This is a genomic window from Bacillus sp. ISL-35 (genome assembly GCF_018613355.1).
Taxonomy (GTDB): Bacteria; Bacillota; Bacilli; order Bacillales; family Cytobacillaceae; genus Mesobacillus.
In genome coordinates this window covers 233,531-248,174 of sequence record NZ_JAGGQK010000014.1, presented here as the reverse complement: position 1 = coordinate 248,174, position 14,644 = coordinate 233,531, and the positions used below count along the sequence as shown (strand labels likewise).

At 39.4% G+C, this 14,644-nt stretch carries 22 protein-coding genes and 1 other annotated feature; of the genes, 17 read left to right on the top strand and 5 right to left on the bottom strand.

The window, feature by feature from the left end; all coding sequences use genetic code 11:
• Positions 1-16 precede the first annotated feature (16 nt).
• Both J7E38_RS18925 and J7E38_RS24200 read right to left on the bottom strand, forming a co-directional pair.
• Positions 17-451, bottom strand: coding sequence for a hypothetical protein (locus J7E38_RS18925; protein ID WP_214708827.1), 435 nt, complete (start codon positions 449-451; stop codon positions 17-19).
• A gap of 109 nt (positions 452-560) precedes the next feature.
• Complete coding sequence (locus J7E38_RS24200; RefSeq protein WP_285291758.1) at positions 561-689, bottom strand: hypothetical protein; 129 nt, start codon at positions 687-689, stop codon at positions 561-563.
• A 139-nt stretch (positions 690-828) separates the two neighbouring features.
• On the opposite strand from J7E38_RS24200, the gene J7E38_RS18920 reads away from it, so the two are divergent.
• The 6 genes from J7E38_RS18920 (at position 829) to argS (ending at position 5,478) form a co-directional block, all read left to right on the top strand.
• Entirely contained in the window at positions 829-1,089 is a 261-nt protein-coding gene (locus J7E38_RS18920) for a hypothetical protein (RefSeq protein ID WP_214708825.1), read from the top strand.
• Positions 1,090-1,359 (top strand): OsmC family protein, encoded by a 270-nt coding sequence (locus J7E38_RS24380; protein ID WP_214709040.1) that lies wholly within the window; start codon positions 1,090-1,092, stop codon positions 1,357-1,359.
• 121 nt (positions 1,360-1,480) lie between these two features.
• Positions 1,481-2,026 (top strand): RNA polymerase sigma factor, encoded by a 546-nt coding sequence (locus J7E38_RS18910; protein WP_214708823.1) that lies wholly within the window; start codon positions 1,481-1,483, stop codon positions 2,024-2,026.
• On the top strand, positions 2,010-2,918 hold the full coding sequence (locus J7E38_RS18905) for a hypothetical protein (RefSeq protein WP_214708821.1): 909 nt from the start codon (positions 2,010-2,012) through the stop codon (positions 2,916-2,918). The genes J7E38_RS18910 and J7E38_RS18905 overlap by 17 nt, the downstream gene beginning before the upstream one ends.
• Before the next feature lie 89 nt (positions 2,919-3,007).
• Positions 3,008-3,484, top strand: coding sequence for a GNAT family N-acetyltransferase (locus tag J7E38_RS18900; protein ID WP_214708819.1), 477 nt, complete (start codon positions 3,008-3,010; stop codon positions 3,482-3,484).
• 39 nt (positions 3,485-3,523) lie between these two features.
• Positions 3,524-3,737: a binding site (T-box leader), on the top strand.
• A gap of 43 nt (positions 3,738-3,780) precedes the next feature.
• A complete protein-coding gene (gene argS / locus J7E38_RS18895; protein ID WP_214708817.1) occupies positions 3,781-5,478 on the top strand; it encodes an arginine--tRNA ligase in 1,698 nt (565 codons plus the stop codon).
• Between the two features lie 73 nt (positions 5,479-5,551).
• Here the strand turns inward: argS and J7E38_RS18890 are convergent, their stop codons facing one another.
• Together J7E38_RS18890 and J7E38_RS18885 are read right to left on the bottom strand one after the other, a co-directional pair.
• The gene (locus J7E38_RS18890; RefSeq protein WP_214708815.1) at positions 5,552-5,848 is read right to left on the bottom strand and encodes a HesB/YadR/YfhF family protein; all 297 of its coding nucleotides are present in this window, start codon (positions 5,846-5,848) and stop codon (positions 5,552-5,554) included.
• Positions 5,849-6,018: 170 nt separating this feature from the next.
• A complete protein-coding gene (locus tag J7E38_RS18885) occupies positions 6,019-7,188 on the bottom strand; it encodes a TIGR04053 family radical SAM/SPASM domain-containing protein (RefSeq protein ID WP_214708813.1) in 1,170 nt (389 codons plus the stop codon).
• Between the two features lie 229 nt (positions 7,189-7,417).
• Between J7E38_RS18885 and J7E38_RS18880 the strand changes: the two genes are divergently transcribed.
• The 9 genes from J7E38_RS18880 (at position 7,418) to gloA2 (ending at position 12,706) form a co-directional block, all read left to right on the top strand.
• On the top strand, positions 7,418-7,879 hold the full coding sequence (locus J7E38_RS18880) for a hypothetical protein (RefSeq protein WP_214708811.1): 462 nt from the start codon (positions 7,418-7,420) through the stop codon (positions 7,877-7,879).
• Positions 7,880-8,039: 160 nt separating this feature from the next.
• Entirely contained in the window at positions 8,040-8,243 is a 204-nt protein-coding gene (locus J7E38_RS18875) for a DUF1657 domain-containing protein (RefSeq protein ID WP_214709038.1), read from the top strand.
• 52 nt (positions 8,244-8,295) lie between these two features.
• Positions 8,296-8,499 carry a DUF1657 domain-containing protein gene (locus J7E38_RS18870; RefSeq protein WP_214708810.1) on the top strand — a complete coding sequence of 68 codons (204 nt, stop codon included), beginning with the start codon at positions 8,296-8,298 and terminating at the stop codon, positions 8,497-8,499.
• Between the two features lie 11 nt (positions 8,500-8,510).
• A complete protein-coding gene (locus J7E38_RS18865) occupies positions 8,511-9,371 on the top strand; it encodes a DUF421 domain-containing protein (RefSeq protein ID WP_214708808.1) in 861 nt (286 codons plus the stop codon).
• 104 nt (positions 9,372-9,475) lie between these two features.
• Positions 9,476-9,904: a hypothetical protein gene (locus tag J7E38_RS18860; RefSeq protein WP_214708806.1), complete on the top strand. Its 429-nt coding sequence runs from the start codon at positions 9,476-9,478 to the stop codon at positions 9,902-9,904.
• A 422-nt stretch (positions 9,905-10,326) separates the two neighbouring features.
• Positions 10,327-11,337, top strand: a complete 1,011-nt coding sequence (locus J7E38_RS18855; protein ID WP_214708804.1) for a C40 family peptidase — start codon at positions 10,327-10,329, stop codon at positions 11,335-11,337.
• A gap of 207 nt (positions 11,338-11,544) precedes the next feature.
• Positions 11,545-11,901 (top strand): STAS domain-containing protein, encoded by a 357-nt coding sequence (locus J7E38_RS18850; RefSeq protein WP_214708802.1) that lies wholly within the window; start codon positions 11,545-11,547, stop codon positions 11,899-11,901.
• A 4-nt stretch (positions 11,902-11,905) separates the two neighbouring features.
• On the top strand, positions 11,906-12,307 hold the full coding sequence (locus J7E38_RS18845) for an anti-sigma regulatory factor (protein WP_214708800.1): 402 nt from the start codon (positions 11,906-11,908) through the stop codon (positions 12,305-12,307).
• 12 nt (positions 12,308-12,319) lie between these two features.
• Positions 12,320-12,706: an SMU1112c/YaeR family gloxylase I-like metalloprotein gene (gene gloA2 / locus J7E38_RS18840; protein ID WP_214708798.1), complete on the top strand. Its 387-nt coding sequence runs from the start codon at positions 12,320-12,322 to the stop codon at positions 12,704-12,706.
• A 230-nt stretch (positions 12,707-12,936) separates the two neighbouring features.
• Here gloA2 and J7E38_RS18835 read toward each other — a convergent pair whose 3' ends face one another.
• Positions 12,937-13,071: a BA3454 family stress response protein gene (locus tag J7E38_RS18835; RefSeq protein ID WP_214708796.1), complete on the bottom strand. Its 135-nt coding sequence runs from the start codon at positions 13,069-13,071 to the stop codon at positions 12,937-12,939.
• Positions 13,072-13,335: 264 nt separating this feature from the next.
• On the opposite strand from J7E38_RS18835, the gene J7E38_RS18830 reads away from it, so the two are divergent.
• Positions 13,336-13,485 (top strand): hypothetical protein, encoded by a 150-nt coding sequence (locus tag J7E38_RS18830; RefSeq protein WP_214708794.1) that lies wholly within the window; start codon positions 13,336-13,338, stop codon positions 13,483-13,485.
• Between the two features lie 339 nt (positions 13,486-13,824).
• On the top strand, positions 13,825-14,430 hold the full coding sequence (locus J7E38_RS18825; protein WP_214708792.1) for a hypothetical protein: 606 nt from the start codon (positions 13,825-13,827) through the stop codon (positions 14,428-14,430).
• The last annotated feature ends 214 nt before the right edge of the window (positions 14,431-14,644 follow it).

The following is a 14,644-nucleotide window of genomic DNA, read 5'->3' as shown; positions in this document are numbered from 1 at the left end:
AAGGACTCTCTGTTCATTACCGTCTTCTGCGGCGTTTGAGGGATTTCACTTCTGACTCCAGGGCCGCCAAACGCTGGCTTTTTTCTTCTAACTCGATTTTCGTTTGTTTCAATTCCTCTTTTATAGCATTCATACTGGAGGTAAGCTGATCAAACGCCTGGCTAGAAATCTCTGATTTGTCACTATTATTTTCTGGTTGATTCAATGAATTTGAGAGAAGGGATAAAGTAGCAGGATTGATGATACTTTGTGCTGTTGTTAACAATGAATAAATACTTTCTTGATTTATACGGTTTGTTTCATGCGGTTTCAGATATACCGATTCCTCACCGTTTGTTTCATGTGGCAGCTTCTTAAAGATAGCCTTGGTAAAATTAAGTACCTCATTTAAAGAGGGGTCTTTTTTCAAACGGTCAATGTCAATATCCAGGTTTAAGTCATTCTCTTTCATCCTCATCGATCCTTTCATTATATGGGTCCCCCTGGCCATTTCCGGTATAGCCAGGGAGCCAGACACAAGGTTCAGGTTTTACATCATTTGAAGAGATTAAGCAGCACCATTATTGGTTAGCATCCTTTACTTCGCCGATGCAGGTGTATAGGACATCAGCAAGTTCATCCTGGTTCAACAAGATAGCAACGACCAAAGCCAGCGCTAACAATAGTACTACGATAGCAGTGATTAACATCTCCCCACCCCCCTTCTGTTAAGAAGATAGGTAAGATCCGAACCTTACAACAACAGCATATGTAAAAATATCGGACGAGCATCAGCTTGTATCATATAAAATAAAATAAGGGCAGCCTATTTTATGAGAAGGATTTTATTTGAAAAATAATACCCTTTCCATTATGGTGATAGTAACTAAAAAAGGAGGGATCGTTTCATTGTCCGAACCAATTGCCTTAACAAAAATAACGGTAATTCAAAAGGATATTTCCAATAAAATTAAACAAGCATACATCGATGGTTTTCAAGAACCTTTGTTATTCGGTGTTCATGGGGGAGTAAAACAATTCTATGGTGTCAATCCAGAAGTGGAATACCCTTCAACCCTGGACCATATTGTTGCTGCTGCCGGCGGCTGACTGGTCGGCACTCTATCAGGCGCGCTGGAGGCGCGTAAAATACCAACTTCACCCGATAAAGTAAAGGCGCAGGTGCAAGGTACGATTGAAGCACCTGAAGGAGTATTGAAAATAACGAAGATCAGTTGTCATTATATGCTTAAGATTCCAGCAGGTAAAAGGGAAGCAGCCGAAAGGGCGTTGAATGTTTTCGAAAGAGGATGTCCGGTTTCCCAAACATTAAAAGGCAGCATACAATTTGAACATACATGGAATATAGAAGAAGATTAAAAAATGGGCCACTATCTTAATAAGATAAGGGCCCATTTTACTTTATAATGGAAAAAAGAGGAGGAAAAGTGTCACATTATTGATTCTTCTTCGACCTATCTTTTAGATAGGGGAAAATGAGGTGGGGAAAATTAGTGATAACTTAAAAGAACAAAAAGTCATGGAATGGTATGAATTGTATTATAAGGATATTTACCGTTTTATCTATTATATGCTGGGGGATCGCCAATCCTGTGAGGACCTGGTTCATGATACATTTCTGCGTGCTTATACTTCCTTTGAGAAATTTGAAAAGAGGGCGAGTGTAAAGACCTGGCTTTTTAGCATTGCAAAGCACCTCGTATTGGATGAAATACGCAGGCGGAAAAGAAGAAGGATTTTCACGTTATTTTCTGAGGGGCAAGACATAGCATCACCTCTAAACATCGAACAATATATAGAAAACCGGGATATGGTAGAAAGGAGCCTGAAAGCAATTCAACAGCTTAAGCCTGACTACCGGCTTGTGATCACTCTGAAAAAAATCGAGGAATGTTCCACTAAAGAAGTTGCCGAAATCCTGGGCTGTTCGGAATCAAAAATCAGGAAAACACTATCGAGAGGACTTGCGGCACTAAGAAAAAAGGATATAGGGGAAGGAGGCGGACATAATGAGCAAATTTTCTGAGGAACAATGGGAATTGCTAAAAAAGCTAACACCAAGTGAAAGCGAAAGGGACCGAATGAGGATGCATTTAAGGTCATCCATTCGAAATAGTAAAGCACAAAAAAAGAAGCAAAGAATTTTTGACTTGAAAAACGTGGTGTTAACGTCGCTATTCCTGCTTTTATCTGCTGGCTTGTTGTTTCAAGTTCAAAAATATGATCAACGTGAAGACAGAGCAGGTCATTCACAGGCTGTCAAGAAGTTCATTCTGACTTGGGATTTAGATACTGTATACAGTGAAAGAAGTCAGGAGGGCTATGATTTTTATAAAAAAGGAGAATCTGAAAAGGTTGGTTTTGCCGAATTCGTGAATGATGGTAAAAAGAAAGAAATCCTTAGTTCTAAAGCAATGAATGTTGAAGATGAACTTCAGAATTTTCCCTATCCGACAAAATTATATATTGAACATGTAAAAATGATGGATGTCAGCCTCCGGTATCACTTCTTTGTGGAAGCGGGCAATGAAACATTATATTTGAGCTTTGATTATCCAAAGCTTGAATATGCAGATATATTTCAGATTATTGGGTCACTTAGACTCAAAAATCCAGCCCCTTATCATCACGAAAAGCCGCTATATGTTACACATGGCTATGGAAATCTTCCTTATCCAGTAGGGTTACAGCCGGCAGAAATCAATGGGGACACTGAAAAATATATATGGGACCGAGGTACGGACCGAAACATGAAGGATTATCTTGCTAAGATACAGGCAACAGATGTTTGGAAGCAGACTGGAGGAGAAGGTTCATCCTTTATTTTTGAGTCTGCTGATGGCATGGTAATAGTTAAGATAACAAGAGATGTGAAGGAGCTTACCTATCAATACACTTATCCTGGCAGAGAGGAGTAAAAAGGAAAGCGGGTAAAGAAAAAAGGGATTTCCTCTTATTTTAACGAATAATTATATGTAAAAATTCAGTTTTAAAAAGGGGAATCCTTGTGATCGATTTGGTACGTGTGAAACAGGAGGATGAGGCGATCCTCCAAAATCTGATTCAATTCTATATTTACGAGTTTACAGTATTTCAGGAAATCAAACTTGAAGAGAACGGAAGTTTTGCACCGTTTGATTTGAAACCATATTGGACCGACCCGATTCTCCATGCTTTCTTCATCATTCATGAAGGTGAAAATGCTGGATTTGCCATGGTTGAAAGCGGAGAGTCTAATGTCATCCTGGAATTTTTTATCATGAGGAAATTTTACAGAAGAGGGTTTGGCAGAATTGCGGCATTAAGACTTTTTGATCAATTCCCGGGCAGATGGAGTGTCCTTCAGGTAGAGAAGAATGAACCAGCGAGGAGTTTTTGGCGGAAGGTTATAGGAGACTATACCGATGGAAATTATATTGAAACCTTTAATGATAACAATTGTTCAACCCAGGAATTTAATACAGTATTAGCGGTAAAAAAATGATTGCAAATGATTAAAGTTGTTGTTTATAATGGTAAAAATATCTAATCGATGAGAAAGAGAGTAGTTATCCTTCTTTGCATTAGCGAGCCAGGGTCGGTGAAAGCCTGGTGCAACAGGGTAATGAAGCGCACTTTTGAGATGCCTCCCTGAAAACCAGTAGGGTTGGCCGGAACGAACTCCGTTATCAATGAAAGCAGGTTCTTTTTCAGGAACAATTAGAGTGGTACCGCGGGATTAAGCTCTCGTCTCTTTTTAGAGGCGGGAGTTTTTTTATTTTTTAAAAAGGTGGGTCTACTATGAAATACGGCAAAAAATATTCTGAATTACTCGCCCAAGAATTCAATGGAATACTTTCTTTGAACGATATTGAACGTTTGATCGAAAAACCGAAATTCCTTCAACAAGGAGATTTGGCCTTTCCTTGCTTCCAGATGGCAAAAATCCTGAGAAAGTCTCCTGTAGAGATTGCCAAGGACATCAGCCATAAGTTGCAGTCCAGAAATGAATCTGACTTTGACCGTTTTGAAGCAGTTGGCGGATATGTGAATGCTTTTTTGAATAAATCAAAAGCAGCTGCTGAAATCCTCCATGAAATTACAGAAAAGAAAAACCATTACGGAGACCGTAATTGTGGACGTCAACAGATCGTGACTATTGATTTTTCCTCTCCTAATATTGCCAAACCCTTTTCCATGGGGCATTTGCGTTCAACCGTTATAGGAAATTCCCTTTCGTTAATTTATGAAAAGTGTGGCTTCAGGACGATTAAAATAAACCATCTGGGAGACTGGGGGACACAATTTGGCAAACTGATTACTGCCTATAAGCTATGGGGCAGTGAACAGAAAGTGAAAGAGAGTCCGATAAAGGAGCTTCTTGCCCTTTACATTAAGTTTCATGAAGCCGCAGAAATCAACCCTGAACTCGAACAAGAAGGCCGAAATTGGTTCAGGCGCCTTGAAAATGGGGATGTAGAGGCTCTCGAACTATGGAAATGGTTCAAGGAAGAATCATTGAAAGAGTTCAAAAAGATTTATGATCTGCTGGGTATTGAGTTTGATTCATACGCTGGGGAAGCATTTTATAATGATAAAATGGAGCCCATCGTAGAACTTTTAGCCGAAAAAGAACTGCTTGTGGAATCGGACGGGGCTATGGTCGTTCAATTGGAAGATGCTGCCCTGCCTCCATGCCTGATTAAGAAGTCAGATGGCGCTACATTGTATGCGACCCGGGATTTGGCCGCGGCCAAGTATCGATATGATCAGCATACATTTGTCACATCTTTATACGTTGTGGGAAATGAGCAAAGTCTTCATTTTAAACAGCTAAAAGCTGTGCTCGCAAAAATGGATTTTGAGTGGGCGGATAGGATCATCCATGTCCCTTTTGGAATGATGCTGAAAGATGGCAAAAAAATGTCGACGCGCAAAGGGAAAGTTGTTTTACTGGAGGATGTCCTTAGAAATTCGATTGAGCTGGCAAAAAAGAATATCGAGGAAAAAAATCCACTACTCGAAGATAAGGAAGAAACAGCTGATCTGGTGGGTACAGGAGCAATCATTTTTCACGACCTGAAGAATTTTAGAATGAATGATATTGATTTTTCCCTGGAGGAAATGTTGAAGGTAGAAGGAGAAACAGGTCCATATGTGCAATATACAAATGCCAGGGCCAAAACCATATTAAGAAAGGCAGCAAGCTCAGTAACCGATGTGGAAATCAAGCTTGAAGGTAATGCTGAATGGCCCGTTGTCACCGAACTTATGGCTTTTCCTGAAACGGTTATAAGAGCTTTCGACAAAAATGATCCATCGCAAATCGCAAAATATGTGCTGAATCTCGCCCAGGCTTTCAATAAATATTATGGAGAAGTACGGATTCTGCAAGAAAATGAGGAAAAAGATGCACGCCTGGCTTTGGTGAGTGCAGTCAGCGTTGTTCTTGAAGAAGGCCTTAGACTTTTAGGAATCAAGGCTCCAAAAGAAATGTAATAAGAGCTCCTGGCCCTGCCGGGAGCTCAACTTCATTCTTTATGCAAGGATTGCTGCTATTTATAGAGTGTGTTTAATGATGCTCAAGGTATTTTGTAAATATTTCACCGGCAGTATCGCTGTACTTTATTTCTACATCTGTCTGATTAAAGAACCAGGTGTCATTGGACTCTACATAAAATGTAATTCCGTCAATTTCCTGCTGTTCTGCGGCAATGGCTGGAGCTTCTAGCGAAAATGCCAGGCTGTAGCCTTTATTCTTGTCGCCAAACCCGGCATATTGAGGATAAAGGCGGATGTGAAACGGTTTTGGTGTGTCGAATTCTCTTTCAAACCATTTAAATGCTTCTTGATCAATCTTGATTGTCATATTTGCACCATCCTTTCGTTAACTTTATTGTAAAACTTGGATGGTATTGTTTTCCGTGCTTTATGTCACAGTAAAAGGTGATGTCATAAAAGGTTCAATATTGTCCAAAGAAGGATTCTAGATTTGAATTAGAACCGAACACTAAATAAAGAAAGCTCCTTGAACAGGGGCTATCGGCATGATATCGGCGATTTTGTTTTGCGCATTGCCTCCGGGATATAGACACAGAATGGCTCGCTGCCCATGTAGTCGCCTGTGATTGCATAGGTTCTTGAACGGGACCCTCCGCAGACATAGCGGAATTCGCAAACACCGCATTTTCCTTTGTATTGATCGGGATTACGCAGGTCCTTAAAGATTGGAGAGTTGCGGTAAATGTCCGCCAACGGCTTTTCACGCACATTTCCGCCAACTAAAGGAAGCAATCCGGATGGCATTACATCTCCTGTGTGAGAGATGAAAACAAATCCATTGCCATCATTGACACCTTTTGGGGCACGTTTCAGGCCATCGATGACTGAAGCCATATCTTTCGTTAATGTGTCTTCATACCGGATTACATCCTTGTTCACGCTATGTTCCCTGGCTTTTTGTTGGAAAACCACACGGCGGTAATGCTGAGCTGCCGTCGTTTTAATATCATATGGAGCAGTCTTGCTTAATTCATACAGCCAGCGGAACACTTTTTCATGTTCTGCAGGTGTCAGACAGGCATCCAGCTGGCCTCGGCCGGTAGGGACCAAAAGAAATATGTACCACATCACAACTTTGAGTTCTTTCATCAGTTCAGCCATTTGTTCAAGGTACTCATAATTATACCGTGAGATGACTGTGTTAAGCTGCAATGGCATTTTTAATTCATTTAGGTATTTAACTTTTTCGATTGTCAGATTGAATGAACCAGGAGTTCCTCGAAAATGATCATGTACTTCCGGAATAGGTCCGTCCAGGCTGAAAGCCCATCTGGATAATCCAACTTCCTTAGCTCTAAGCATTTTATCTTTTGTTACATTATCTGTAGCGCTTGGTGTCATCGACACACGCATGCCTTTCTTCACCGCATATTCAGCAAGCTCAAAAAGATCTTCTCGCATCATACAGTCTCCACCTGTAAACACAAGCATGGGGTTGCCCATTTCATGGATTTGATCGATTAGCCTCAGTCCTTCCTCAGGGCTTAATTCCATTGGGTCAGGCCTGTTTTGTGCATCAGCCCGGCAGTGGATACATTTTAACTGGCAGGCCCTGGTCACTTCCCAAATAACAATATAAGGGTTTATGTTAAAATCAATTGCAGCTGGATGGCTGCCAGTGGAAAGGTTATGTCCTGTTTCAGGCACTTTAATCACCTACTTTTCATCATTTATTCATATATTATAAAGTAGGCGGGAAAATTTTCATGTAAGGAATGTTACATAATAACGACAAAAGGTTTATGCGAAAAATGAACCATTGAAGCCCCTCAATATTAGTTTCGAAAAAAACTGAAAATTTGAAACTTACTTCTCCGCATAGCCGTCTAATTAATTAGAGGTAAAGATTCATAACTTTTTGAAATGGGGGAGTTTGGTGAAAACAATTCTATTGGGAATCTCAGCTTTATTATTGTTAGCCGTAATCGTTGGCTGGAATACATATAAAAGCTATAGACCAACTCCTCCTGATTTAGAAATGATTGTAGACAAACAAACGGTGGAGGTCAAAGCTGCAACCTATTCATTGAGAAAATGGGGGAGGGCAGCAGCGGCAGATGCCAATACCGATCCTGCATTATTTGTAAGAGAAACTCCTCCGATTAAGGTCGGTCGTAATGACAGCATTAACATGCAGTTTGAGCATTCACCCGTTTCTGTGACATGCTATTTATGGGATATGGAAACAGGAGGACTCGCATATAAAAGCCTGGATGGATTACCATTGGATCTTGCTCAATTGAAAGTTTCTTCGGGTGATTATGCAATGGAAATCCGGGCCAAATGGGAAGTTGGCTACGCACTTTACAATACGAGGATACAAGTGAATGAGGAATAGTCATGGAGAAATATTGTTATATCAGCCGAAATGGCTATTTTTTTTTGCATAAAATAGTCTGAAGCAGGGATCAATGAAAAAGAATATAGCAGAGAATAATTCAATCCATAGTAGCAATACTAAAACAGTACCAATATTATTTCAGAAAGCAGGGGATAGGATGACAGTTGGAGCTCAGGTTAAACAAACAATGGCAGGTTTGAAAAGTGCCCAGGCTAGTTTGGAGACTTTTGCACTCGGTACAGAAAATCAGCAGGCAAAACAGATTTATCAAACTGCAGCACAACAGACACAAGCAGTAATTGACAGCCTTCAGCCTCGCCTGCAGGAAATTGAACAAGAGGAACCACAATATAAGCAGTAATCAGGGAGGGCAGGGCAACCCGCCCTCTTCTGCATCAAAGAGGTGATGATAAATGACAGTAGGTTCGAATGTGAATCAAGTTTTATCGACGATAAAAGGGATAGAAGCGCAACTGTCTGCAATGGCCTTAAACTCAACGATTCCGGAAGCAAGCAGGGTTTTCCATGAAACCATGCTTGTCATCACGGAAATCAAGACAGATTTAGAAAAACGGAAAATCCAGGTAGAGATAGAAGAACCCCAATATAAAAACTAGAAGGTGAAGCAATGAATGATATTACACATATTCTTGTCTCATCCATATTGTTTGCAATCACCTTGTACGCAATTACCAAGATAGGCGGGAAAAAACAGCTTTCCGAGTTGTCATTCTTCGAATATATTTCAGGAATTACAATAGGTAGTATTGCCGCGGAAGTCATCATGGGACTTGACGGGAATTTCTTCCATGGTGTATTAGCGATTATGATATTTGGTGCGTTTACATATTTTCATGACGTCATTGGCGTTAAGAGCAAAAAGTTCAGGGATGTATTTGAAGGAAAAGCAACAGTGTTAATTAAAGATGGGAAAGTCCTTGAAGAAAATCTTAAGAAAGAAAAATATACCATCGATGAATTGAACTCTTTATTGCGCCAGAAAAATGTTTTTAAAACAGCAGATGTCGAATTTGCAGTTCTGGAACCAAAAGGGGACCTGAGTGTCTTGTTAAAAAAAGAACTGCAGCCTCTTACGGCGAAAGATTTGAATCTGACAGTGGCTCCAGAGAAAGAACCGTATACCGTAATCATGGATGGAAATATACTGAACGATTCATTAGCTTCTGCAGGCAAGAACAGAGGGTGGCTGGATATAGAATTAGCAAACTTAGGTGTAACGGTTGATAATGTATTTTTGGGACAGGTGGATTCATTCGGAAAGCTCACCATTGATACTTATGATGATCAGTTTGAGATTCCAGCTCCGCAGCCGAGGAAACTATTGCTCGCGATGATGAATAAATGCCAGGCAGATTTAGAATTATTTGCTCTCGGGACAGAGTCTTCTGGAGTGAAACAAATGTACAGTAAAAACGCTAATAAGCTGCAGCAGGCTATACAGAAATTGAAGCCATTCCTTAATGAGTAAACGGACGTCACTGTAAAACTTTTACCGGTATATTGAATGACTAGAACCTAATACTAAAGAGTGGAGGGGATGTTTCTCCTCTAATTCATAAAGGGGTGCTGCCGATGAATAGATCTGCATGGATGTCTGCGTTAATGAAATCGAATATACCTCAAAATCTGATGAAGATGTTCGGATACAAACGCAAGAAATCTCGCTCCATGACGTTTTCCATCATGGGTGTTGTGGCAAGTGCAGCTGCTGCATTTGCTTTCAGGAATCGAATGGGAGATGGAATGAAGCAGCTTTTTCAGAATACAAGCACAGGAAATTCATTCAATCGGCCGGTTTCAGCGGGATTAACGGAATTCGCAAAAGAAATTACTTCAGGCATGACGGATTCCCAAACAACAAACACTAATTCTGGTTACCATGCTGCGACAAACCCGGAAAGCAGTCAGTTAATCAGTCAAATTGCTTCAGCCGCAAAGCAAGAAGGAAACAGCCAGCAGGTTGACCAGATGGCGGAACAATTAATCAAACGGAATCTCTAACATGAAATAAAAGAAAAGCCCACTGTGTGATTCCACAGTGGGCTTTTGGCTGCGCAGGTATTCTCGGATCAATAATAAATTGCCTAACAATGATTATGAGCTAATGTGAAAAATTCACCATTTTGACATGTTATTAGTTCTTTCTTCCCTTGTAATACAATCTTAATAGGAATAGTTACATAGGGTAATTAAATTACAACAAAGTTAAGCTTATGTTGCAATTTTATTACAAAAGATGAAATTTCAGTGGAAAAAACAGGCTGAAATCCCTGTAATTAAAAGGATTAGGAGGTATTCTGGAAAGAAAACGAATTATTTACCAAAGGAAAACAATTCCTTGTAAACCAAAATTTATAGATTCAAAACTAGTTTGGGAAACTCTACTATTAATTTGTAATCGAAATCAAAGGGAGTTGCTCAACATGAAAAAACAAATTCTGACGGTGGCTGCAACAGCCGGATTTTTATTTACATCGTTCAATGGATCTGCAAGTGCACATGAAAAATTACACACAGTTCAATCTGGTGATTCTTTATGGAAGCTTTCTAACACATATAATGTTGCAATTAATGATATTCAAAAATGGAATAACCTATCAGGTTCTACAATCTATGTAAATCAAAAACTTTCAGTCCTGGCTCCTCATAGTCACTCAACCACTGCTGCAACAAGCACAACTGTCGATGGCTATATCGTGAAATCGGGCGATACTTTATGGGGAATTTCAAAATCATACGGAATGTCTATCAATGGACTAAAATCCCTGAATGGACTAACTTCTGATGTCATTTATCCTGGTCAAAAATTGAAGGTTTCAGGATCTTCGGCTGCACCAGCTTCTGTTGCACCTGCAAGTACATCAAGCACATACACAGTCCGCAGCGGTGATAATTTATCATCTATTGCTGCTCGCCATAATGTATCGCTTTCGCAGTTGATTTCTATCAACAATCTTAAATCGTACCTTATTTTCCCTGGACAGGTACTAAAATTATCAGTGGCAACTTCAACGCCAGTTGCTACAAAGGTCTCAACAGCATCTACACCTGTAGTAGCATCATATAGCTCAGCTTCACAGGTGAGTTCATTGATTGCTGAAGCAAAAAAATACATTGGAGTTCCGTATGTTTGGGCTGGCAGCACTCCATCTGGTTTTGACTGTTCTGGTTACCTGAACTATGTTTATAATAAGGCAGGTATCTCTATCCCAAGAACTGTTGCCTCCATTTGGGATGCAACCAAGTCTGTTTCTTCACCACGTGCAGGAGACCTAGTATTCTTTGAAACTTATAAAGCAGGTCCATCTCATGCTGGTATCTATCTAGGAAACGGCCAATTTATTCATGCAGGATCCTCCAGAGGAGTCGAAATCAGTGATATGAATAACTCATACTGGAAACCTCGATATCTTGGTGCAAAAACTACTTTTTAACTTATACCCGTTTGTTTAGTGATTGAAACCTCCTTTTTAGGAGGTTTTTTAATTTATTTTTTTCTTAATGCTTAAAGCCTATTTAATCATATAAATACTGCTTTTAATTTGTAAAGCACTTCTTACATAGCGTATAATCCAATTAAATTCTTCTTTACAAATGCAAAGTGGATTTCTAGTGAGTTTAATGATTTGGAGGCATATAAAGTGAGGATTCCTATATTAAAGCTAAAAGATTACCTGCTGGTTTCTATACAAGTGGAATTGGATGACCAGACCGTACTTACGTTCCAGGAGGACTTGTTGAATAAAATAAAAGACACAGGAGCAAAAGGTGTTGTGATCGACCTGACTTCTGTCGATATGATTGATTCATTCATTGCAAAAGTTTTGGGTGATGTCATTGTCATGACAAGCTTGATGGGCACAAAAGCGGTCCTGACGGGCATACAGCCAGCGGTTGCCATTACACTGATCGAGTTGGGCATAACAATGGAAAATGTCCATACTGCTCTGGATCTTGAACAAGGAATTTCGATATTAAGCCATTTGTTAGAGGTTTAGCCATATGACAGAATCGATTGTAATAAATATAAATAATGAATTTGATATAGTGCTTGCCCGACAAAAAGGGAGAGAAGTTTCAAAAGAGCTTCAATTTGGAGGGGTGGATCAGGCAAGGATCACGACTGCGATTTCCGAGCTTGCCAGAAATATATACCTTTATGCAGGCAGCGGCGAGATTACGATTCAGGTCTTGAATGAAAATGGCCGAAAAGGAATCCAAATATCTGCTGCTGATAATGGACCAGGAATAAACGACATCAGGATGGTTCTGCAGGATGGTTTTTCGACGTCAGGCGGACTTGGTGCAGGCCTACCGGGAGTTAGAAGGTTAATGGATAGTTTTGATATTGATTCCATGCCAGGGGCCGGTACGAAAATCACCATTACTAAATGGGCAAGGTAAAAGGAGATCTCGATGAAGTTAGAGAAAATTCATCACGTCGCCATTATTTGTGCTGATTATGAAAAGTCCAAGGAGTTTTATACAATGGTTCTTGGCTTTAAGGTCATTTCGGAAGTATATAGGGAAGAAAGGAAGTCATATAAATTGGATTTAAGTGTAGGAGACGGTTTCCAGATTGAATTGTTCTCCTTCCCAGAAGTTCCAGCGCGGGCCAGCTATCCAGAAGCAGCAGGCCTCAGGCATCTGGCTTTTTCCGTTAAGAACCTTTCCGCACATGTTGATTATCTTGCAAATCAGGGGTTGAAAGTGGAGAAAATAAGGATCGACCCTCTGACTGGAAAACGATTTACATTCTTTGCGGATCCCGATGGATTACCTATTGAACTGTATGAAGAGTAAATTTTCCTGTTTCAAATTTTAAACCCCTTTTTCCACAATGGTATATTTCTATGCCAATCTCCTTTTGTACATCCCCTTCTTATGGAAAATGAAAAAGTTAATATCACCAAAATGGCCATTAAGAAAAGGAGGTTCAGCCCTTGTAAACTGAACCTCCTTTTTTAGGGTTGTATAAATCAATTTAAAACCAATCAAAAAAAGCTGCTGACTTGTTTAAATATTTTTCGAATTTAAAATAACCACTGTTCTTTAATTTGCTTTCTTGCCGTCTCCATGATTTCTTCTTCTGATGTATCATGATCAGCAATAACATTGGTTAAATAATTTTTCCCCTTAAAATCTACAGTAACTGTAATTTGTCTCATAAAACATTTTCCTTTCTAAATGTAGTGCAAATTGAAGGATTCCCTCCGTGCTATTTAAATTACCATCTAAACCGCTTAAGTAAACATAGTGATTACATGGTATATATAGAAACCCCTTAAAAAACTCATTATGTTATTAAATTTTATAAAGCCTTTAAAATGATGGAAGTAAAATTTTAATGCCTCTGCTGGATGACAAAAAGCGGTGTTTGTTCCTGCTTTAAAAGGGAATAGAATAATAACAAAAACAAGGAGGGAAATGCTATGGAAAATTCGAAAAGTAATCAGCAGAGCCTTGTGGAATATGAACGTGAGAAATTAGGAGAAGGAAAAAAGATTGATGAGTTCAAAGATCAAGGCAGAGTTCCTGACCAGCAAAACAGATTAAAGGATCAGGAAAATTTAAGAAAATAAAACGAAGCAACCAAGCCGGCAATATTTCTGGCTTGGTTTTTTTACGGGTGCTACAGATGCCTTCAAGAGGAGTTGGGGAGGGAGTGCCATTAATATCCAGCAGCTATCTTGGAACACCTTCCTTTAGTTGATATATTACCGATAGAAAAAAATAGAGGGGCTGGTATACAGGTCTTGTTTCCGTAGAGGTAGATTCAAACCTCCACTTTACTTGCCGCTTTGTAAATAGTTAGTTTCTAGAAAAAATAGTAAATAAATATTTGTTTTGAAGAAGGAAATTTTTTACTTATATTGAATATATATTATGGAGATATAGAATTAGAAAAGGGGAACAATGATTTGAGCGCACATAATGCTGATCGTGCAGGGAGTTTATTGATTACAGCCGCAGTAATCCTGCTCTTCGCATCTGTACCAATTGGAATCTTTATCGTTTCTTTCGTACACCAATCAATTTATCTGGATAGGTCACACTGGTTTTTTGACAGCCCGATGTCATCCTATGTAACAATGGTAACCGTACTATTGGTCATTCCAATTTTTCTGATCATAATCGCTATCTATCTTTTCAGGACAAATGAATCGAGGAAGAGGAATGTGAATGTCTTGATTGCCTCATTTATCACATTGTTCGTAATGGTTTCAGGCAGCTACCTGAGTCTTGACAATTATTATTATATCGATAAGACTGGATTGCATTATGACGAGCTTTGGAAGCTGGACAAAAGCTTTTATTCATGGAATGACATAACCGCCATGAAGCAAATAAACAAAAATGATGGGGGGTCTCTAACGCCCGAGAAATTAGTTTTTACATACGGGAACGAAACTATTGAGTTACCATTGACTCCGAAACTCCGGAATGAAATCGACCCAGTCATTGATTTTGTTGAAAATGTCGAAGGGGTCGAGCTGGTCATGGAGAATATAACCACAGAAAATTAAAAAAGGCTGTTTTCGTAAAGATTGTTGTTAAAATCCTAAAGCCGATTTTAACCTGATAATAGCCATTTTGTATGTCGGTACTAAGTTTGCAAGCTCTTTTTTCATAATAGTCATGAATTGTGTGAAAAATCTTAGGTAATTCAATCCTATTTTGTAGCCAATAGCAACAAAGTTTGAGAAAAGAGCCTTAAAAAAAGACCTTCCATTTTTCGTG